Below are 20,490 nucleotides of genomic sequence, written 5' to 3' on the forward strand. Positions count from 1 at the left end.
GTGGCTTTGGTTGCCCGCTTCGCCGGAGCGGACCCGTTGGCGGCCTTGGCCACCGTTCGCTTGGCGGGAGACTTTGCGGCGGTCCGTTTCACCGGCTCATCGGTGACCGGATTAGCCTTCGTCGCTGCCACATACACCCCTTCGGTCGGACGCACTTCCGGTGGGTCTGGGCATGGTTGACCGAAAGTGTCTGCTATGTCGAATGTCGGCGTTTGATATCAGCGTGAATACTCGCGCGCTATCGGTTGGGCGGCCGCCGACGACCATTGTAACTTCACCCCGGGGCCGAACTGCCCGACCAGACGAAATCAGTGCGTCACGTCGCGGGTCGAGGCCATCGCCGCGCCCACGATTCCGGCAGCATTCTCCAGCGTTGCCGGCACCACCGGCGTGCGGTTTTCCAGCAAATGCACCCACTTGTCGGCCTTGCGGCTGATCCCGCCGCCGGCAATGAACAAGTCCGGCCAGATGGCGTTCTCGATGGCCACGAGCACCCTGGTGACCTGCTTGGTCCACTTCTCGTAGGTCCACCCGTTCTTTTCCTTGACCGAGGACGCGGCCCGGTGTTCGGCCTCTTTGCCGCCGACCTCGAGGTGGCCGAACTCGGTGTTGGGAATCAGCTTGCCGTTGTGAATGACCGCCGAGCCGATCCCGGTCCCGAAGGTAAGCAGGACGACCAGTCCCTCGTGGCCTTTGCCCGCGCCGTAACGCTCCTCGGCCAGTCCCGCGGCGTCGGCGTCGTTCAGGATGGTGACCTCCTGACCGTCGAGTTCGGCGCTGATGATGTCGCGCGCGTTGGTCCCGATCCATGACTTGTCCACGTTCGCCGCGGTCTGGACGATCCCGTGGGTGACGACGCCGGGGTAGGTCACTCCCAGTGGACCGGTCCAGCCGAATCCGTTGACGACTTCGGCGATGGTCTTGGCGACGGCGGCTGGGGTGGCGGGTTGCGGGGTCAGCAGTTTGATTCGGTCACCGATCAACTGCCCGGTGTCGAGGTCGACGATGGCGCCCTTGATGCCGCTACCGCCGACATCGATTCCGAAACCTCGACGCTGGACGGCGCCCGATGGTGCTGAGGCGGTGTCGCTTCCGGAAACGGTCATCGAAATCTCCTCGGCGAGACTGAGTTGTCCGCTCACCTTATAGCGATCTGCCGGGGTCGCCGGGTTACCCCGTTCGGGGAGTTGGCTTGCTGTGGTGCGATAGGCCGGTGACCGCACCCGACGACCAGCCCGCACGGCTGCGCCGAATCGCCGAAACGGTGGCCGCCGAGGCGGCCGCGTTCGTGCGCCGGCGGCGCGCCGAAGTCTTCGGCCCGCAGAACGGATCGGCAGCCGGATCCGCGGTGCGCTCCAAGACAACTCCCACCGATCCGGTGACCGTGGTGGACACGGAAACCGAACGCCTACTGCGGGAGCGGTTGGCGCAGCTCCGGCCCGGTGACCCGATCCTGGGGGAGGAGGGCGGCGGGCCGACCGACCCGACGGTCGCCGGCTCGGTCACCTGGGTCCTCGACCCGATCGATGGCACGGTGAATTTCGTATACGGCATCCCGGCGTACGCGGTGTCGGTTGGCGCGCAGGTCGACGGGGTCTCACTAGCGGGAGCCGTCGCCGATGTGGTTGCGGGACGGGTGTATTCGGCCGCGGCCGGGCTCGGAGCGAGTGTCACGGACGAGTCCGGTAGCACCGAGCTGCGGTGTACCGCGGTCGACGACTTGTCGATGGCGTTGCTGGGCACCGGATTCGGCTACGCACCGCGGCGCCGGGTCCGCCAGGCCGCGCTGGTGGCCCAGATGTTGCCAGTGGTCCGTGATGTGCGTCGAATCGGTTCGGCGGCACTGGATCTGTGCATGGTCGCCGAGGGGCGGCTGGACGCGTATTACGAGCACGGACTGCAGGCCTGGGACTGCGCAGCGGGTGCATTGATCGCCGCCGAGGCAGGCGCGCGAGTGGTATTGCCGGGGCCGGAGGTGCGGGGCGCCGGGTTGGTGCTCGCCGCGGCGCCAGGCATCGCCGACGAGCTGCTGGACGTCCTGCGGCGATTCGGCGGTACCGATCCGATCCTGGAGTGAGCCGTCAGCAGCTCGTGGAGTGGATCTTGGCCAACAGGGCGTGATCGGCAGGCTCGGTGGCACCCGGGCGCAGGGTGGCGAGCACCGCGTCGATGTCGTCGTTGTGCGCCAAGGCGCTGAATTCGGTGCCTAGGGCCAGGTCGACGGAGTCGTCCCCCCGGCCGTCATGGAACAGCTCGGTGCACGGTGCCACCAGCCACAGTGCCGCTGCGGTGGCCTGTCCGGCGGTGCCGAACCGGATCTGCCCTTGGCAGCTGAGGCGGGTGCCGGCGTAGACGGGGTCATTGGCCGACGTCGGTTGCGCGAAGCCGAGGTCCTTCAGCGCGCCGGCGGTGTCACCCGCTTGCCCGCCGCGGCCGCTGGCGTTGAGTACCCGCACTCTGGTGTCACTCAGTTTGGCGGGTGCGACGTCGATCATGTCGGACCGGGAGACCTGCTCACCGAGCTTGGTCGGAGTCGCCGTGCCGGTCGGTTCCGGCGGCGGATTGCATACGGCGACCTCGTGGACGTCCGTCGGCCTGGTGAGTGCCACCGTCCACACCACCGCCGTCACGACGGCCAGGAAGATCACGACAACGATGGCGGGACGGGGGTTGCGCCGCCTGAAGGGCCGACCATGCTTGTCGAAGGCGGTACCCTCGGTAATCTGTGCGACCACACATGCACTCTAATCGCACGGTATTCACACCGTTTGAGGCCAAGGACTAGGGTCAATCCACTGGTGTGACGTAAATCACAGTCGATTCACCCGCAATACGGGCACGAATCATTTGGTGCAGGCGTTCGACGCTGGTACAAAGCGTTCCTTGGACTGACGAGGGCCTTGGATTGATGAGGGCATAGAGGGGACAGGACAGATAGACGATGCCTACCGACTATGACGCTCCGCGGCGTACCGAGACTGATGATGTCTCGGAAGATTCGCTCGAGGAGCTGAAAGCGAGACGGAACGAAGCGGCGTCAGCCGTTGTCGATGTCGACGAATCCGAGTCCGCCGAGTCTTTTGAGCTGCCTGGCGCCGACCTCTCCGGTGAGGAGTTGTCGGTACGTGTGATTCCCAAGCAGGCCGACGAGTTCACTTGCTCGAGTTGCTTTTTGGTTCAACACCGCAGCCGGTTGGCCAGCGAGAAGAACGGCGTGATGATCTGTACGGACTGCGCGGCCTGACGCTGCCGCAGTCAGCTTCGCAGGGCCGACAACACCCGCTCGGGGTGGCGGCAGCTCACCAACCAGTACGGCGTCGGATCATCGGGGTCGTCGAGAACCAACAGAACCATCGGGCCTACCCAGGCGCGGTGGACGACGAACGCCGCCGGGTCGAGTTGACGCCCCAAAGCGGCCGATTTGGCGGTTTTGGCTATTTCGGCCGAGCGGGAGATCACGGTGACGGGTAAATGCGCGTGGCCGGCCCAGAGCTGGACAATTCCGTCGTCGGCGGTCACCCGGATCTCGAGGCGTCCGAGCCACAGCAGCACACCCGTCGCGAGCGCGAACAGCGTGGCGAACGGCAACCAGTCGGGCAGCGACCGCAACCCCAGGTTGAACTCGTACGCGACGATCCCCGCCAGCAGGAAACCCAGCGGCCACCACCACCAGGGCACCCACAGCCGCTCGCGGTATCGCACGCTCTGCGGCGCGACGCGCGTATCCGACACGCGGTCAAGGGTAATCTGTGGCCCCGTGTCGACCAGTCTGGCGGTAGTTCGTCTCGATCCCGATCTTCCGATGCCCAGCCGTGCTCACGAGGGCGATGCCGGTGTGGATCTGTTCAGCGCCGAGGACGTCGAGCTGGCGCCGGGACACCGGGCGCTGGTGGGCACCGGCGTCGCGGTCGCGATCCCGTTCGGGATGGTCGGGCTGGTGCACCCGCGCTCGGGATTGGCCTCGCGGGTGGGGCTTTCGATTGTCAATAGTCCCGGCACGATTGATGCGGGCTATCGTGGCGAGATCAAAGTCGCGCTGATCAACCTCGACCCCGCCACGCCGATTGTGGTGCATCGAGGTGACCGCATCGCTCAGTTGGTGGTGCAGCGGGTCGAATTGGTCGAGCTGGTCGAGGTCTCGTCGTTCGACGAGGCCGGGCTGGCCGAAACATCCCGTGGCGACGGTGGTCACGGTTCCTCCGGCGGACATGCGAGTTTGTGAGCACCGGCGACGATGCATAGCGAAGCGATGAGGAGCAGCGCAGATGGCGGCATTTGGTAGAGGCAAAGACGACGAGTCTGCCTCGGCGGTCGAACCCGCCGACGACGACGTGACGGACGAAGAGCTCGAGGGCCCGTTCGACATCGAGGACTTCGACGACCCGGCCGACGCGGCGGTGGCCCGCCTGGACCTGGGCTCGGTGCTGATCCCGATGCCGGCGGCGGGCCAGGTGCAGGTCGAACTGACCGAGACCGGCGTGCCGAGCGCGGTGTGGGTCATCACGCCCAACGGCCGGTTCACCATCGCCGCCTATGCGGCACCCAAGTCCGCGGGCTTGTGGCGTGAGGTAGCCAGCGAGCTCGCCGAGTCGCTGCGCAAGGACTCCGCCAAGGTCTCCATCAAGGACGGGCCGTGGGGGCGCGAGGTGGTCGGAACCGCGTCGGGCGTGGTTCGCTTCATCGGGGTCGACGGTTATCGCTGGATGATCAGATGCGTGGTCAACGGGCCGCACGAGACCATCGACGCGCTGACCGAAGAAGCACGGGAAGCGTTGGCGGACACCGTGGTTCGGCGCGGTGACACACCGCTGCCGGTGCGGACGCCGCTGCCGGTCCAGCTGCCCGAACCGATGGTGCAGCAGTTGCGCGAAGCCGCCGCCGCTCAGGCCGCCGAACAAGGTGAACAGCCGGCAGACCAGCAGCCGACCGACGAGCCGGTCGCGCGCCGCGGCGCCGAGGGTTCGGCGATGCAGCAGCTGCGCAGCACCAGCACCGGCGGCTAGTCAGCCTCGGCGAGCGCACTCAGGCAGGCAGCGCCCAGCGCGGCCGCATTCGCGCCGAATTCTTCCAGCGTCACCGTGCGCAGTGCGGCGTGCGGCGCCGCGCTCACCCAGTCGACTCCCACCTCAAGCGGGTGTATCGGATCGTCTACCGCCGCAACGACGCCCAGCGGCGCCACCAGGCTGGCCAGTTCCGCCGCGCTGGGCGCACGGTAGGCCGCCGCCTCCTCCATCGCGTCGGGCAGCTGCGGCCACTGAGCCCGCCAGGAGCGGGCCAGTTCGTCGGCCAGCCAGGGCGGGCTGGACGCTTGCATCTGCGCCGTCGTGACTCCCAGGCCGTCGCGGCGCAACTGCGCTGCCGTATAGCGCGCGAAATGCGCGGCCGGGGCCGAACTCGAATCGCCCGTCCAGGCTGGCAGGGCCGCAAGCACCGCCACGGTTTGGTGCGGATGGGCCAACGCCCACGAGGCGGCCACCGCCGCGCCGATCGATACCCCACCTACCGCGATCGGCCCGCTGCGCGCCGCATCGTCGAGGGCCGTCAGGTAGCCCTCGATCAGCCGACCGGGCTGCGGCGCGGGTGTGATCAACACCGCACCCACACCCCGCAGCGGATCCGAAAACGCCCGCCGGACGTAGTCGTCATCGGAGCCCGTCCCAGGCAGCAAGGCGGTTGTGACACCGTGCAAATCGACAGCCACCCCCTCATCCTGCCGGGTGCGCAAAGGCGCCTTGAGATCAGTGGTTTCATCTATGTGGCATCCGGGAACCAACAGGTCTACGGTGACCGTTGGCATGTTGGAATGCGCAAGAACTAGCAAACCTCAACGACGTCGAAGTGTCAGGAGTGGCCATGGGGGCCCAAGGGTATCTACGCCGGCTCACCCGTCGGTTGACGGAAGACCCAGAGCAACGCGACGTCGAAGAACTCTCCGACGAAGTCCTCAATACCGGCGCGCAGCGCGCCATCGATTGTCAGCGTGGCCAGGAGGTCACAATGATCGGCACGCTGCGCAGCGTGGAAACCAACGGTAAGGGCTGCTCGGGCGGCGTTCGCGCGGAATTGTTCGACGGCAGCGACACGGTCACGCTGGTGTGGCTTGGGCAGCGGCGTATTCCCGGCATCGACTCCGGCCGCATGCTGCGGGTGCGTGGGCGGCTCGGGAAGCTCGAGAACGGGACCAAAGCCATCTACAACCCGCACTACGAAATCCAGCGCTGATCTCTTCGCATTCTCGTGAGCGATAACCGTTACAACGCTGAGCGTCTGTTGGCCCAGGCCGGCGGCCTCAGCGGCCTCATCTATTCGTCGCTGCCGGTTGTGACGTTCGTCATCGCGTCCAGCGTTGCCGGGTTGCTGCCCGCCATAGTCAGCGCACTGATCACCGCGGGACTGGTTCTGGTCTGGCGGCTGATTCGCCGGGACTCGGTCCAGCCGGCGGTCTCGGGATTCTTCGGTGTCGCCGTGTGCGCGCTGATCGCCTACCTGGTGGGGCAATCCAAGGGCTACTTCCTGCTCGGCATCTGGATGTCGCTGGTGTGGGCCGTCGTGTTCGCGGTATCGATCCTGGTCCGCCGACCGGTGGTGGGCTATTTGTGGGCCTGGGCCAGTGGCCGGGACAACGGCTGGCGGGGGGTGCCGCGGGCGCTCTACGCGTTCGACATCGCGACGCTGTCCTGGACGCTGGTGTTCCTGGCGCGTTTCGCGGTCCAGGGGCACCTCTACGAGCTGGGCAAGACCGGCTGGCTCGGGGTGGCACGGATCGCCATGGGCTGGCCGCTCACGGCGCTGGCCGCACTGGTGACCTACGGCGCCATTCGGGCCGTGCTACGCGTCACGCCGGGACAGGAGCGCGCCGTAGACGAGGACCCGGTGCTGGACTGACGGTTACGTCGTCGGCAGCAGCAGCTTGCGCAGGTCCTCTTCGGCTTCGGTGATCGCCACGAACAGCAACTCGTCGCCGCCTTCCAGCGGCTCGTCGCCCTGAGGCACGATCACCCGCGGTCCCCGCAGGATGGTCACCAGCGAGACGTCACGCGGCAACTGCAGCTTGCGGACCGGCTTGCCGCCCCACGGTGTGTCATCCGGCAGGGTGATCTCGACGAGGTTGGCCTGTCCCTTGCGGAACTCCATCAGCCGCACCAAATCGCCGACGGCGACGGCCTCCTCGATCAGCGAAGCCAGCATCCGCGGCGTCGACACCGCCACGTCGACGCCCCACGCGTCGGTGAACAGCCATTCGTTGCGCGGGTCGTTGACTCGGGCCACCACCCGGGGCACCGCGAACTCGGTCTTGGCCAGCAGGCTGAGCACCACGTTGACCTTGTCGTCACCGGTGGCGGCGACGACGACGTCGAAATCCTCGAGGTGCATGGACTCCAGCAGGCTCAGCTCGCAGGCGTCGCCCAACAGCCAGTGGGCGGCCGGAATGGCGTCGGTGTCCAGGTGGTCGGCGTTGCGCTCGATCAACGTCACGTCGTGGTTGTTCGCCACGAGTTCCCGCGTGACCGAGCGGCCGACCGCGCCGGCGCCGGCTACGGCTACCTTCATCTGCGCCACTCCTCAACCCCGGCTGCGCCGGCGTCTTCGTCGTTGCCGCGCTTCATCTGCGCCACTCCTCAACCCCGGCTGCGCCGGCGTCTTCGTCGTTGCCGCGCTTCATCTGCGCCACTCCTCAACCCCGGCTGCGCCGGCGTCTTCGTCGTTGCCGCGCTTCATCTGCGCCACTCCTCAACCCCGGCTGCGCCGGCGTCTTCGTCGTTGCCGCGCTTCATCTGCGCCACTCCTCAACCCCGGCTGCGCCGGCGTCTTCGTCGTTGCCGCGCTTCATCTGCGCCACTCCTCAACCCCGGCTGCGCCGGCGTCTTCGTCGTTACGACTCATTTGTCCAGGTCCTCGCTCGGCGGCAGCGCCGCGATGGCCACGGCTTCGGCGGCGCGACCGGAGATGGCGGCGACGTACACCTGGTCGCCGGCCTGCAGGACGGTCTTCGGTTCCGGCAGCACACCGGCGCCGAAGCGGATCAGGAACGCCACCCGCGCGCCGGTGGCCCGTTCGAGGTCGGTGGCGCGGTGTCCCACCCAGTCTTCGTGCAGGACCACCTGGGCGACGGCGACGGTGCCGGTCGGATCCCGCCACTTAGCCGTCTCGGTCTCTTGCGTGAGGGCATTGAGCAGTCGATCGGTGGTCCAGGGCACCGTGGCGATCGTCGGAATGCCGAGGCGTTCGTAGACCTCCGCGCGTTTCGCGTCGTAGATCCGGGCGACGACCCGGCGCACACCGAAGGTTTCCCGCGCCAGTCGCGCCGAGATGATGTTGGAGTTGTCGCCCGAAGACACCGCGGCGAACGCGTCGGCCTCTTCGATGCCCGCCTTGAGCAGCACATCGCGGTCGAAACCCTGGCCGAGCACCCGGTCGCCATCGAATTCCGGGCTGAGCCGGTTGAAGGCGGCGCTGTCGCGGTCGATTACCGCGACGTCATGGCCGATCCGCGACAGACCGTCTGCCACCGACGACCCGACCCGGCCGCACCCCATCACAACCACCCGCACGTATTGGTCCTTTCGCGACGTTGGTGAGCCAATTTCGGTCGTGAAAATTCTTGTGTGGGGAACGCTACCGCCAAACCCACGTGGGCTTACTCTTGGCTCTCGTGTCCAAACTTTCAACCGCTGCGCGCCGATTGCTCATTGGCCGGCCGTTTCGCAGCGACCGGTTGAGCCACACGCTGCTGCCCAAGCGGATTGCTCTGCCGGTGTTCGCCTCCGACGCGCTCTCGTCGGTGGCATACGCACCCGAGGAAATCTTCCTGATGCTGTCGGTGGGCGGGCTGGCCGCATACACGCTGGCGCCGTGGATCGGCCTGGCGGTGGCCGCGGTCATGTTGGTGGTGGTGGCCAGCTACCGGCAGAACGTGCATGCCTATCCGTCCGGTGGCGGCGACTACGAGGTGGTTACCACCAACCTCGGCGCCAACGCCGGCTTGACGGTGGCCAGCGCCTTAATGGTGGATTACGTTCTCACCGTTGCGGTTTCGACAGCCTCGGCGATGTCGAACATCGGCTCGGCGATCCCGTTCGTGGCCCAGCACAAGGTGTGGTTCTGCGTCGCCGCGATCCTGCTGGTCACGGCCCTGAACCTGCGCGGGGTCCGCGAATCGGGCCTGGCGTTCGCGATCCCGACTTACGCGTTCATCATCGGCGTCGCGGGCATGCTCGGCTGGGGCCTGTTCCGGATTTTCGTGTTGGGCAACCCGCTGCAGGCTGAGTCGGCCAAGTACCACATGCATTCCGAGCACGGCAAAATCGTCGGTTTTGCGTTGGTGTTTCTGATGGCCCGCGCCTTTTCGTCGGGTTGTGCGGCGCTGACCGGTGTGGAGGCCATCAGTAACGGAGTGCCCGCCTTCGAGAAGCCCAAGTCCAAGAACGCGGCCACCACGCTGCTGATGCTGGGTGGGATCGCGGTGACCCTGCTGATGGGCATCATCGTGCTGGCCAAGAAGACCGGGGTCCAGCTGGTCAGCGACCCCGCCCAATTGCCCGGCGCCCCAGCCCAAAAGACGTTGGTGACGCAACTGGCACAGACGGTGTTCGGCAACTTCCACATCGGGTTCGTGCTGATCACTGCCGTCACCGCGCTGATCCTGGTGCTGGCCGCCAACACCGCCTTCAACGGCTTCCCGGTGCTGGGCTCGGTGTTGGCCCAGCACAGTTACCTGCCGCGTCAGCTGCACACCCGCGGCGACCGGCTGGCCTTCTCCAACGGGATCGGATTCCTGTCGTTTTCGGCGCTGCTGGCCATCGTCGCGTTCCGCGCCGAGTTGAGTGCCCTCATCCAGCTCTACATCGTCGGAGTGTTCATTTCGTTCACGCTGAGTCAGATCGGCATGGTGCGGCACTGGACGCGGCTGCTGCGCACCGAAACCGATCCGCCGGCGCGGCGACGGATGGTCCGGTCCCGGGTCGTCAACACCATCGGGTTCATCGCCACTGGCGCGGTGCTGCTGGTGGTGATGATCACCAAGTTCCTGGCCGGCGCGTGGATCGCCGTGGTGACCATGGCGCTGCTGTTCGGGTTGATGAAGCTGATCCGCCGCCACTACGACGGCGTCAGCCGCGAACTCGCCGAGGAGGCCGCTGAGCACGGCAACGAGATCGTGTTGCCCAGCCGCAATCACGCGCTGGTACTGGTATCCAAGCTGCACCTGCCGACGCTGCGCGCCCTGGCCTACGCGCGAGCTACCCGACCCGACGTGCTCGAGGCGGTCACCGTCAGCGTCGACGAAGGGGAGACGCGTGAGCTGCAACACCAATGGGAGGAAAGCGATATCAGCGTCCCGCTGAAGGTGATCGCCTCCCCGTACCGCGAAATCACCCGTCCGGTGCTCGATTACGTCAAGCGGGTCAGTAAGGAATCACCGCGCACCGTGGTGACGGTGTTTATCCCGGAGTATGTGGTGGGTCGTTGGTGGGAACAGTTGCTGCACAACCAGAGTGCGCTGCGACTCAAAGGCCGGCTGCTTTTCATGCCCGGTGTGATGGTGACTTCCGTTCCGTGGCAGTTGACTTCGTCGGAGCGGATCAAAGCCCTGCAGCCGCACGCCGCACCTGGCGACGCTCGACGGGGTATCTTCGATTGATCGACGAAACCGCCAGCGGGGAGCTCACTCTGGTGACCGGGGCGCCCGCCAACGGCGGCAGCTGCGTCGCGCACCACGAAGGACGGGTGGTGTTCGTCCGCTACGCATTGCCGGGGGAACGGGTACGGGTGCGGGTGACCGCGGACCGCGGTTCTTATTGGCACGCAGAGGTTATCGAGGTGATCGAACCCGCGGCCGATCGGAGGGAGTCGCTGTGTCCGATCGCCGGCGTGCACGGCGCCGGGTGCTGCGATCTGGCGTTCGTGAACCCAGACGCGGCGCGGTCGATGAAAGCAGAGGTGGTGGCCAATCAGCTGGAACGCCTTGGCGGCCACAGTTGGTCCGGCACGGCCGAACCGCTTTCGGACACCGGCCCGACCGGGTGGCGCACCCGGGTCCGGCTCGAGGTCGGTGCGGACGGTTGCCCCGGGTTCCACCGGTACCACAGCGACGAGTTGGTGACCGATCTGCGCTGCGGGCAGTTGCCCGCCGGGATGCTGGACGGGCTGGACGAAGTACCGTCGCCGCCGGGCGCCCACCTGCATGCGGTGCTCGACGACGACGGGCGGCGCCACGTGGTGCGCACGGTCCGCAAGGGCAAGCGCACCGCGGCCAAGGTGACCGAAGGTGACTACCACGCGGTGCAGCGGGTCGGTGGGCGCAGTTGGCGGGTGCCGGTGACGGCGTTTTGGCAGTCCCACCGCGACGCGGCCCGGGTGTACAGCGAGCTGGTTACGGACTGGGCGCAGCCGGCTTCGGGTGGCACGGCCTGGGATCTGTACGGCGGCGCCGGGATTTTCGCCGCTACGCTGGCGGCCGGGGTGGGGGAGTCGGGGCGGGTGCTCAGCGTGGACACCTCGCGGGCAGCCTCGGGTGCGGCCCGGGCTGCCCTGGCCGATCTGCCCCAGGTCGACGTCGTCACCGATTCGGTGCGCCGGGCGCTGGCGGCCCAACAGGACAGCGCCAATGTCGCGGTGCTCGATCCGCCGCGCTCGGGCGCCGGCCGCGAGATCATCGATCTGCTGGCTGCCGCGGGTGTCCCGCGGATAGTCCATATTGGTTGCGAGGCAGCGTCTTTCGCTCGCGACGTGGGCCTGTACCGCGGCCATGGTTATGCCGTGGACCAGATCAAGGTGTTCGACGCCTTCCCCTTGACCCATCATGTGGAATGCGTGGCCTTGCTGACCCGCTAGACTCCGACGCGGTGTGCCGGGAAGTCTGGTCGGCGATCCTGTTGTCGACCGATCGAAAGCAACCGTGAACGATTCTGTCCATTACGCGGCGATTGTGCTGTTCGCCAGTGCGCTGGGCTTGATTGCCGTGCTGGCCAACCGCCTCACCGCACGGGTGAAGGTTCCGGTGGCGCTGCTGGTGCTGGTCGGGGCGGCCGTCACCGTACACGTGGTGCCCGCGGTGCAGGCGCCCACCGAGCGGACCGTTGAGCGGGTGCTGACCATTGCGCTGGTGTTCGTATTGTTCGACGGCGGAATGCACATCGGGCTGCGGCGTTTCCGTGCGGCGGCGGGACCCATTCTCACCCTCGGTGTCCTGGGCACCGCACTCACCGTCGTGGGCGCCGCACTGATGCTGCACTACGCGTTCGGAATCAACTGGTACGCAGCGGTTCTGGTGGCCACCGCGGTGGCTCCCACCGATCCGGCGGTCGTCTTCGCGGTGCTGGGCAAGCGCGAGATCGCGGGTCGCAGCGGCACCATTCTGGAAGGCGAGTCCGGCGCCAACGACCCGGTCGGAATCTCGCTGATGGCGAGCCTGGTTGCCGCAGGTGGCCTCACTGCAGCCGGTTTCGCCGATGTGGGAACCGAATTCGTGCTGCAGATGGCGATCGGTGCCGGTGTGGGAGTGGTCGGTGGGCGCGCCCTGCTGGCGTTCATGCGCCGCGTGGCCCTGCCCAGCGAGGGGCTCTACCCGCTGAGGACGATGGCCTGCAGCGTCATGCTGTACGGCATCGCGACGCTTGCGCACGGCTCGGGATTCCTGGCGGTGTTCGTGGCCGGCATCGTGATCGGTGACGCTCGCGCCCCGTACAAGCCGGAGATCAAGCGCTTCCATGCCGCCCTGGCCGGTCTGTCCGAGATCGTCGCCTTCGCCGTCCTCGGCCTGACCGTCGACCTGCGGATGCTCACCCATGCCGACGTATGGATCCCAGGGCTTGTCCTTGGCGTTGCCTTGACGGTGGTGATCCGGCCGCTGGCGGTCGGCTCCTGCCTGATCCCGGTGGACCTGCGGCGCAACGAACGGATCTTCATTCTGGCGGCGGGCCTCAAGGGTGCGGTGCCAATCCTGTTGGGGGAGTTCCTGCGGGCCGCGCACATCGCCGACGCGGAACGCCTCTACGGCATCGTGGTGGTGGTCGTCGCATTCTCGGTCTTGGTGCAGGGTAGTTCGGTGCCCGGCATCGCCCGGCTGCTGCGCCTGCCGATGCGCACGGTGGAGACCCAGCCGTGGGAGGTCAGCGTCCGGCTGCAGGACGAGCCGCACGGGGTGCACCGCTTCCACGTCGCTGCCGAGTCACCCGCCGAGGGGTGCACGATCGAGGCGCTGGGCGAGCATGTCGGCGACATTTGGGTGAGCATGGTTGTCCGGGATTCCGGCTTGGTGCCGGTGCGGGGTGACACCGCGCTGCAGGCCGGCGACGAGGTCGTCGTGCTGGCGGATCCCGAACTGCACGACTCGCTCGCCGAACTGTTCGGCTTCGCGTAGCGGTGCGTTGTCGCCGGTGCTGCGTAGACTGGCGAGATGCTGGAACAGATCCGCGGGCCCGCTGATCTGCAGCACCTTTCCCAACAGCAGCTACGCGACCTGGCGCAGGAAATTCGCGAGTTCCTGATCCACAAGGTGGCTGCAACGGGAGGGCACCTGGGGCCCAATCTCGGCGTCGTCGAATTGACGTTGGCATTGCACCGGGTTTTCGATTCGCCGCACGACCCGATCATCTTCGACACCGGTCACCAGGCCTACGTGCACAAGATGCTGACCGGACGCGCGCACGACTTCGAGAGCCTGCGCAAGAAGGGCGGTCTGTCGGGCTATCCGTCCCGCGCGGAAAGCGAGCACGACTGGGTCGAGTCCAGCCACGCCAGCGCCGCGCTGTCCTATGCCGACGGGCTGGCCAAGGCATTCGAGCTCAGCGGGCACCGCAACCGGCACGTGGTGGCGGTGGTCGGTGACGGCGCGCTCACCGGCGGCATGTGCTGGGAGGCGCTCAACAACATCGCCGCTTCCAATCGGCCCGTCATCATCGTCGTCAACGACAACGGACGCAGCTACGCGCCGACGATCGGCGGCGTGGCTGACCACCTGGCCACCCTGCGGCTGCAACCGGCCTACGAACAGTTCCTCGAGCGGGGCCGCAACGCCATGCGGTCGGTGCCGGTGGTCGGCGAGGTCGCCTACCACTTTCTGCACAGCGTCAAGGCCGGCATCAAGGACTCGCTGTCCCCGCAGTTGCTGTTCACCGACCTCGGGCTCAAGTACGTCGGTCCGGTCGACGGGCACGACGAGCGGGCGGTCGAGGTCGCGCTGCGCAGTGCCCGTGGCTTCGGTGCACCGGTGATCGTGCATGTCGCCACCCGCAAGGGGATGGGTTACGGCCCAGCCGAGGCCGACGAGGCCGAGCAGATGCACTCGACGGTTCCGATCGACCCCCGCACCGGGCTGGCCACCAAGGTGGCCGGGCCGGGCTGGACGGCGACGTTCGCCGACGCGTTGATCGCTCATGGGCGCCGTCGTCGCGACATCGTCGCGATCACCGCCGCGATGCCCGGGCCGACCGGGTTGTCGGCGTTCGGGGAAGCGTTTCCGGACCGGTTGTTCGATGTCGGCATCGCCGAGCAGCATGCGATGACGTCCGCGGCCGGGTTGGCGATGGGCGGGATGCACCCGGTGGTGGCGATCTATTCGACGTTCCTCAACCGGGCCTTCGACCAGATCATGATGGACGTGGCATTGCACAAGTTGCCCGTCACCATGGTGCTCGACCGGGCCGGCATCACCGGCAACGACGGCGCCAGCCACAACGGCATGTGGGACTTGTCGATCCTGGGCATCGTCCCGGGCATGCGGGTGGCCGCGCCCCGCGACGCCGCCCGGTTGCGGGAAGAACTTGCCGAGGCGCTGGAGGTCGACGACGGCCCGACGGCCATTCGTTTCCCCAAAGGCGATGTTGGCGAGGATATCTCGGCCATCGAGCGGCGCGGTGCGGGTATTTCGGGTATCGACGTGCTTGCGGTGCCGGCCAGCGGCCTGAGCAAGGATGTGCTGCTGGTGGCGGTCGGTGCGTTCGCGTCGATGGCGCTCGGGGTAGCCAAGCGGCTGCACAACCAGGGCATCGGAGTGACGGTGATCGACCCGCGCTGGGTGCTGCCGGTGCCCGACGGGGTACGGGACCTGGCGCCGCAGCACAAGCTGGTGGTGACGCTGGAGGACAACGGCATGTCCGGCGGGGTGGGCTCGGCGGTCTCGGCGGCGCTGCGCAGCGCCGAGATAGACATTCCGTGCCGCGACGTGGGTCTGCCGCAGAACTTCTACGAACACGCCTCCCGCGGTGAGGTATTGGCCGATCTCGGACTCACCGACCAGGATGTGGCCCGCCGCATCACGGGTTGGGTTGCGGCGCTGAACAGTTCGGCGGTGGAACCGACCGAGATCAGCGAGCGCCTCGACTAGCGGTCAGCGCTGTCGCCGCCGGTCTGAGCGGCCCGTAGCACCGCCGCCGCCAAGACGGGCACCACCAGTTCGCGCTGCCATGCCCGCGCCTGCCCGGTGCGCAGGAATCCCTCGACGACGGTGGCCGGGTCGGCGGCTCCGGCGCCCAATTCATCCCATTCCCAACACAATCGGCGAACCAGGTCGGGCGCGACCAGGTTCTCCGTCGGGATCTTCACTTGCTCGGACAGTTCGCTGAGCGCCGCGCGGACGGCTTCCAGCCGCGCGGCGGCCTCCGGTTTGCGCCTGCTCCAGCGGGCCGGCGGGGGTGGTCCGTTCGGCACGTCCACCACCTGCGGCAGGTCCTGGTTCTGCCGGGCGGCCTCCAGCGCCGACAGCCACATCGGCGCGCTGCGGCGCTGGTGGCGCCCACCGAACACGGGCAGCTTCACCAGGTCGTCGACCGACTGTGGGTCGGCGAGCGCGGCCTCGATAATCGCGGAGTCCGGCAGAATGCGGCGCGGCGCGATGTCGCGGCGCTGGGCTATGCGGTCGCGCATCGTCCACAACTCACGGACGGCGGCCAGCCCCCGGCGGTCGTGCACACGGTGAATGCCTGATGTCCGCCGCCACCGGTCGCGCCGCCCGAGGGTACTGGCCGAACGTTCTTCGTATAACCGCAGGTATTCGAATTCCTGTGCGGCCCAATCCGTTTTTCCCTGCTGCGCCAGGATCTCGGCCTCCGCTGCCCGCAGTTCGAGCAGCAACTCGACGTCGAGGGCGGCGTAGTTCAGCCAGGCCGGGGGCAGCGGACGCTTGGACCAGTCGGCCGCGCCGTGGCCCTTGGCCAGCCGCTGGCCCAGCAACCGCTCGACCATGGCCGCGAGGTTGACCCGCTCGAATCCGGCCAGCCGCCCGGCGAGCTCGGTGTCATACAGCGCCGGGGGCCGCATGCCGACCTCCGCCAGACAGGGCAGGTCCTGGTCGGCCGAGTGCAGAATCCATTCGTCCTGGCCAAGAACCTCGGCGACCGGCCGCAGCACCGTCAGCGGGTCACCACCGTGGCTGACCGGGTCGATGAGCACGGTGCCCGCACCGGACCGCCGGATCTGGATCAGGTAGGCCCGGTTGGAATACCGGAAACCCGAAGCGCGTTCGGCGTCCACGGCAAACGGACCTCGGCCCCGATCGAGTTGCTTTGCGGCAGAAGCGATTTGGTCAACCGTGACGGAGAGCTCCGGCATGCCGTCGGCCGGGTGCGCGAGCAGCGGAGCCTCGGGGTCCGTGCCGCCCGGCGGATCTGTCTCCTCAGGAGACGGGTCGGGGCACATGTCAGGCGCGTGACCGTGAGCTCAGGTCGGTGACACCGGCCGGCGGCAGGCCGGCGGCGTGTTCGAGGACATCACAGAAGGCCTGGACGTGGCTGCCCACGTCGGGGGTGGTCGCCGTCCAGGAGGCCCGCAGTTCTAGCTGGTGGGCGCGGGGGGGACCGGAGATGTCGCCGTAGCGGACCGAAGTGGTGGCGGTGACAGTGCCGCCCAGCGCGGTCATCTGTTGTGTGTGCGACTCCAGCGCCTCGGCCAGCCAACTCCACGCCACTTCCGGCAGCAGCGGGTCGATTGCCTCGTGCGAATCCAGGTCGGCCTGGATGTAAGCCACCAGGCGGATGGTGCCGTCCCAGGCGTCGGACCCGTCCGGGTCGTACAGCAGGATGAGCCTGCCGAAGGCGTCGCCCTCGGACCGCTCCGGGACGATGTCCAGATCGGGGTGTTTGACCTCGGCTCCCAGCGCGTAGCTGAACGGCGCCAGGCGTTGCGGGGGACGGATGGGGCCAAGTTCGATCTCCGGCCGCACGGTGACACCGTTCATGGCCGCTACCGCTTCGCGGAATGGCTCAGGTTCGACGGCGGACGTCACAGCCTTCGACGGTAGACCTATGTCTCGGCACGCGCTAAAAGGCGCGCCGAACCGCGCTCAGCTGTCCGAGGCGTCAATAAACCGCGCGGGGCGCTTCTCGCGGTGCGCGGCGAGCCCTTCGCGCACGTCAGGGCCGCTGAAGCCGATGAATTCCAGCCCGAGCGACGTCTCGAAAGCGGGTGCGAACATGCGGTACCAGTGGTTGAGGCTGTGCTTGGTCCAGCGGATCGCATTCTGGGCGCCGGCTGCCAGATCGTCGGCGAGACGTGTCGCGGTGGACAACACGTCGTCGTCGTTGACGCAGGTGGAGACCAGGCCGATGCGTTCGGCCTCTTCGCCGGACAGCGGCTCGCAGGTGAGCAGGTAATACTTTGCCTTGGCCATGCCGGCCAGCAAGGGCCAGCAGATCGCGGCGTGGTCGCCGGCCGCGACGCCGAGCTTGGTGTGCCCGTCGATGATCTTTGCCGACCGGCCGGCCACCGAGATGTCGGCCAGCAGGGCTACCACCAAACCGGCCCCGACGGCCGGACCCCTGATCGCCGACACCAGTGGTTTGCCGAAATTGACCAGGTTGAGCACCAGATCGCGGGCCTCGCGCATGATCCGCAGGCGCCCCTCGTAGTCGCCGATCGTCTCGTCGATCAGGTCGAAGCTGCCGCCCGAGGAGAACGCTTTGCCCTCACCGCGCACCAACACGGCCCGGACCCGGGGGTCGCGGTCGATCACCGGCCAGATATCGGCCAGATCACGGTGCATCTGCGGGCCGACCGAATTGAGACCGGGCGCATCGAGGACGAGATTCAGTACGCCGTTGTCGTTGGGTTCGCAGCGCAGACTCGGGAAGTCGTCATAGGTTGCAGGCATCGGCCTTGATGGTACGGAATGGCTGCATGGCAGCATTGAGGCCAGTGAATACTTCTGCGCGTACCCGCCGCGACCTCCCGAAGTCGCCCTATCTGGCCGCAGTCGCCGGCCGCGAACCCAGCCGGGTTCCGGTGTGGTTCATGCGGCAGGCCGGCCGTTCGCTGCCCGAATACCGCGCGCTGCGCGAACACCACCGCATGCTGGACGCCTGCTTCGAACCGGAGGTGGCCTGCGAGATCACCCTGCAGCCGATCCGTCGCTACGACACCGACGCGGCGATCCTGTTCTCCGACATCGTGGTGCCACTGCGCGCCGCGGGCGTGGATTTGGACATCGTCGCCGACGTGGGTCCGGTGATCGCCGACCCGGTGCGCACCCAGGCCGATGTCGAGGCCATGAAACCCCTTGACGCTCAAGCGATCCAGCCTGTGCTGGACGCGGTGCGGCTGCTGGTCGCCGCGCTTGGCGATGTCCCGCTGATCGGGTTCGCCGGCGCCCCGTTCACCCTGGCCTCCTACCTGGTGGAGGGCGGTCCGAGCCGCCACCACGCCCGCACCAAGGCGATGATGCTGGCCGAGCCGGCCACCTGGCATGCGTTGATGACCAAGCTGGCCGACCTCACCATCGCGTTCCTGCGCGGGCAACTCGAGGCCGGGGTGGATGCCATCCAGGTCTTCGACTCGTGGGCCGGGACGCTGTCGCTGGCCGATTATCGCAGTTTCGTGCTGCCGCACAGTGCCCGCGTTTTCGCCGAGCTGGCCGAGTACGGCGTACCGATGACGCACTTCGGGGTCGGGACCGCCGAGCTGCTTGGCGCCATGTCCGAGGCGGTGCGGCCGGGCCGGGCCCGCGTCGTCGGTGTGGACTGGCGGACCTCGCTGACCGACGCGGCCGGGCGGGTGCAGCCGGGCACCGCGCTACAGGGCAACCTCGATCCCGTGGTCGTGCTGGCCGGCTGGCAGGTGGCCGAGCGGGCCGCGCGCGCCGTCGTCGACGACGGACGCCGGGCCGTGCAGGCCGGGGCGGCCGGGCACGTCTTCAACCTCGGGCACGGCGTCCTGCCCGAAACCGACCCGGGCGTGCTGACCGACCTGGTGGCGCTGGTCCACTCGCTATGACCCGCTCGTATTGCATTGTCGGCGGCGGGATTTCGGGTCTGACGGCCGCGTACCGGCTGCGGGCGGCCGTGGGTGACGACGCCACCATCACGCTGTTCGATCCGGCCGACCGGCTGGGCGGGATCTTGCGCACCGAACTGGTCGGCGGCCAGCCGATGGATCTGGGCGCCGAGGCTTTCGTGCAGCGGCGGCCCGAGGTACCCGCCCTACTGGCCGAGCTGGGGCTCTCGGACCGGCAGCGCACCACCACCGGTGTGCGGCCGCTGATCTACAGCCAGGGACGGTTGCACCCGTTCCCCACCGAGACGGTGGTCGGCATCCCGTCGGCGGCATCGTCGGTGGCGGGCCTGGTGGACGAGGCCACCCTGGCCCGCGTCGGTGCGGAGCCAGATCGTCCGTTGACCTGGCAACCCGGATCCGACCCGGCGACAGCCGAACTCGTGGCAGAACGCTTCGGCGAGCAGGTAGTGACGCGATCGGTCGATCCGCTGCTCAGCGGCGTCTATGCCGGGTCCGCTGCCACGATCGGTCTGCGGGCGGCCGCCCCGAGCGTGGCCGCCGCCCTGGACCGGGGCGCCGGGACTCTCACCGAGGCGGTGCGGCAGGGAATCCCGCCCGCGACCGGCGCACCCGTGTTCGGCGCGGTCGCCGGCGGCTATCAGGTCCTGATCGACGAATTGATCGCCCAGAGCGGGCTGCGATGGGTGCGGGCCGGGGTGTCCAGGCTCGAGCCAGGCTGGGAACTGCACGACGACACCGGAGACCGCTGGCACGCCGACGCCGTCATCCTGGCTGTCCCGGCGCCGCGGCTGGTGCGCCTGCTCGGCGAAATCGCTCCGCGTTCGGTGGCGGCCGCGAGCCGGGTGGTCAGCGCGTCGTCGGCGGTGGCAGCGCTGGCCGTGCCGGCCGACACCGCATTCCCGCAGTGCTCTGGCGTGCTGGCTGCCAGCGGTGAACCGTTGCGCGCCAAGGCGATCACTCTGTCATCCCGGAAGTGGGGCATGCGCGGGGACGTCCAGTTGCTGCGCCTGTCGTTCGGGCGCTTCGGCGATGACATCGCCGTGCGCGCCACCGACGACGAGCTGCTGGGCTGGGCGTTGAGCGATCTGGTCGACGTGTTCGGCCTGAGCGTCGAACTCCTCGACGCGCGCGTGCAACGCTGGATCGACGCGATGCCGCAATACGGCCCGGGTCACGCGGCGCTGGTGGCCGAGATTCGGGCCGGGTTGCCACCGACGCTGGCGGTGGCGGGCAGCTACCTGGACGGCATCGGGGTGCCGCCTGTGT

At 68.0% G+C, this 20,490-nt stretch carries 21 protein-coding genes; 12 read left to right on the forward strand and 9 right to left on the reverse strand.

The annotated features are described in order from the left end of the window. Nucleotides 1-308: 308 nt before the first annotated feature. Entirely contained in the window at nucleotides 309-1,106 is a 798-nt protein-coding gene (ppgK, locus tag BN972_RS08335; RefSeq protein ID WP_099051061.1) for a polyphosphate--glucose phosphotransferase, read from the reverse strand. 107 nt (nucleotides 1,107-1,213) lie between these two features. Here ppgK and BN972_RS08340 point away from each other — a divergent pair, with 107 nt between their 5' ends. Then, the gene (locus tag BN972_RS08340) at nucleotides 1,214-2,077 is read left to right on the forward strand and encodes an inositol monophosphatase family protein (protein ID WP_036354984.1); all 864 of its coding nucleotides are present in this window, start codon (nucleotides 1,214-1,216) and stop codon (nucleotides 2,075-2,077) included. Between the two features lie 4 nt (nucleotides 2,078-2,081). Here BN972_RS08340 and cei read toward each other — a convergent pair whose 3' ends face one another. Next, nucleotides 2,082-2,735: an envelope integrity protein Cei gene (gene cei, locus BN972_RS08345; RefSeq protein ID WP_036354987.1), complete on the reverse strand. Its 654-nt coding sequence runs from the start codon at nucleotides 2,733-2,735 to the stop codon at nucleotides 2,082-2,084. 206 nt (nucleotides 2,736-2,941) lie between these two features. Between cei and BN972_RS08350 the strand changes: the two genes are divergently transcribed. Then, nucleotides 2,942-3,244 (forward strand): DUF4193 domain-containing protein, encoded by a 303-nt coding sequence (locus BN972_RS08350; protein ID WP_003919098.1) that lies wholly within the window; start codon nucleotides 2,942-2,944, stop codon nucleotides 3,242-3,244. A gap of 11 nt (nucleotides 3,245-3,255) precedes the next feature. Here BN972_RS08350 and BN972_RS08355 read toward each other — a convergent pair whose 3' ends face one another. After that, a complete protein-coding gene (locus BN972_RS08355) occupies nucleotides 3,256-3,732 on the reverse strand; it encodes a DUF3093 domain-containing protein (protein ID WP_036354991.1) in 477 nt (158 codons plus the stop codon). Between the two features lie 25 nt (nucleotides 3,733-3,757). Between BN972_RS08355 and dut the strand changes: the two genes are divergently transcribed. Then, nucleotides 3,758-4,222, forward strand: a complete 465-nt coding sequence (gene dut / locus BN972_RS08360; RefSeq protein ID WP_036354994.1) for a dUTP diphosphatase — start codon at nucleotides 3,758-3,760, stop codon at nucleotides 4,220-4,222. Nucleotides 4,223-4,265: 43 nt separating this feature from the next. Then, nucleotides 4,266-5,003, forward strand: coding sequence for a DUF3710 domain-containing protein (locus BN972_RS08365; protein WP_036354996.1), 738 nt, complete (start codon nucleotides 4,266-4,268; stop codon nucleotides 5,001-5,003). Here BN972_RS08365 and BN972_RS08370 read toward each other — a convergent pair. Beyond that, entirely contained in the window at nucleotides 5,000-5,701 is a 702-nt protein-coding gene (locus BN972_RS08370) for a hypothetical protein (RefSeq protein ID WP_036356965.1), read from the reverse strand. The genes BN972_RS08365 and BN972_RS08370 overlap by 4 nt on opposite strands. A gap of 152 nt (nucleotides 5,702-5,853) precedes the next feature. Between BN972_RS08370 and BN972_RS08375 the strand changes: the two genes are divergently transcribed. Together BN972_RS08375 and BN972_RS08380 are read left to right on the forward strand one after the other, a co-directional pair. Continuing rightward, nucleotides 5,854-6,222: an OB-fold nucleic acid binding domain-containing protein gene (locus tag BN972_RS08375; RefSeq protein ID WP_036354998.1), complete on the forward strand. Its 369-nt coding sequence runs from the start codon at nucleotides 5,854-5,856 to the stop codon at nucleotides 6,220-6,222. 15 nt (nucleotides 6,223-6,237) lie between these two features. Continuing rightward, a complete protein-coding gene (locus BN972_RS08380) occupies nucleotides 6,238-6,885 on the forward strand; it encodes a DUF3159 domain-containing protein (RefSeq protein ID WP_051545134.1) in 648 nt (215 codons plus the stop codon). 3 nt (nucleotides 6,886-6,888) lie between these two features. Here BN972_RS08380 and BN972_RS08385 read toward each other — a convergent pair whose 3' ends face one another. Next, entirely contained in the window at nucleotides 6,889-7,551 is a 663-nt protein-coding gene (locus BN972_RS08385) for a potassium channel family protein (RefSeq protein WP_036356972.1), read from the reverse strand. A 329-nt stretch (nucleotides 7,552-7,880) separates the two neighbouring features. Then, on the reverse strand, nucleotides 7,881-8,552 hold the full coding sequence (locus BN972_RS08390) for a potassium channel family protein (RefSeq protein ID WP_099051014.1): 672 nt from the start codon (nucleotides 8,550-8,552) through the stop codon (nucleotides 7,881-7,883). 101 nt (nucleotides 8,553-8,653) lie between these two features. Between BN972_RS08390 and BN972_RS08395 the strand changes: the two genes are divergently transcribed. The 4 genes from BN972_RS08395 to dxs all read left to right on the forward strand — a co-directional run bounded on the left by BN972_RS08395 (nucleotide 8,654) and on the right by dxs (nucleotide 15,325). After that, complete coding sequence (locus BN972_RS08395) at nucleotides 8,654-10,639, forward strand: APC family permease (protein WP_036355001.1); 1,986 nt, start codon at nucleotides 8,654-8,656, stop codon at nucleotides 10,637-10,639. Then, nucleotides 10,636-11,832, forward strand: a complete 1,197-nt coding sequence (locus BN972_RS08400) for a class I SAM-dependent RNA methyltransferase (RefSeq protein ID WP_390176186.1) — start codon at nucleotides 10,636-10,638, stop codon at nucleotides 11,830-11,832. Before BN972_RS08395 ends, BN972_RS08400 begins: the two co-directional genes overlap by 4 nt. Before the next feature lie 64 nt (nucleotides 11,833-11,896). After that, nucleotides 11,897-13,360, forward strand: coding sequence for a potassium/proton antiporter (locus BN972_RS08405; protein ID WP_099051062.1), 1,464 nt, complete (start codon nucleotides 11,897-11,899; stop codon nucleotides 13,358-13,360). 36 nt (nucleotides 13,361-13,396) lie between these two features. Next, nucleotides 13,397-15,325, forward strand: a complete 1,929-nt coding sequence (gene dxs, locus BN972_RS08410) for a 1-deoxy-D-xylulose-5-phosphate synthase (RefSeq protein ID WP_036355003.1) — start codon at nucleotides 13,397-13,399, stop codon at nucleotides 15,323-15,325. Here dxs and BN972_RS08415 read toward each other — a convergent pair. The 3 genes from BN972_RS08415 to BN972_RS08425 form a co-directional block, all read right to left on the reverse strand. Further along, complete coding sequence (locus BN972_RS08415; RefSeq protein ID WP_036355007.1) at nucleotides 15,322-16,635, reverse strand: HRDC domain-containing protein; 1,314 nt, start codon at nucleotides 16,633-16,635, stop codon at nucleotides 15,322-15,324. The two genes, dxs and BN972_RS08415, sit on opposite strands and share 4 nt — an antisense overlap. A 1-nt stretch (nucleotide 16,636) precedes the next feature. Continuing rightward, nucleotides 16,637-17,173 carry a DUF3000 domain-containing protein gene (locus BN972_RS08420; RefSeq protein WP_235192424.1) on the reverse strand — a complete coding sequence of 179 codons (537 nt, stop codon included), beginning with the start codon at nucleotides 17,171-17,173 and terminating at the stop codon, nucleotides 16,637-16,639. A 105-nt stretch (nucleotides 17,174-17,278) separates the two neighbouring features. Further along, nucleotides 17,279-18,085, reverse strand: a complete 807-nt coding sequence (locus BN972_RS08425; RefSeq protein ID WP_036355013.1) for an enoyl-CoA hydratase/isomerase family protein — start codon at nucleotides 18,083-18,085, stop codon at nucleotides 17,279-17,281. Between the two features lie 26 nt (nucleotides 18,086-18,111). Between BN972_RS08425 and hemE the strand changes: the two genes are divergently transcribed. Together hemE and BN972_RS08435 are read left to right on the forward strand one after the other, a co-directional pair. Beyond that, nucleotides 18,112-19,203, forward strand: a complete 1,092-nt coding sequence (gene hemE / locus BN972_RS08430; RefSeq protein WP_051545136.1) for a uroporphyrinogen decarboxylase — start codon at nucleotides 18,112-18,114, stop codon at nucleotides 19,201-19,203. Next, the coding region (locus tag BN972_RS08435) for a protoporphyrinogen oxidase (RefSeq protein ID WP_080696739.1) at nucleotides 19,200-20,490 on the forward strand (1,291 nt) is incomplete at its 3' end. The genes hemE and BN972_RS08435, both read left to right, overlap by 4 nt.

The sequence above is a fragment of the Mycobacterium asiaticum DSM 44297 genome, assembly GCF_000613245.1.
GTDB lineage: Bacteria > Actinomycetota > Actinomycetes > Mycobacteriales > Mycobacteriaceae > Mycobacterium > Mycobacterium asiaticum.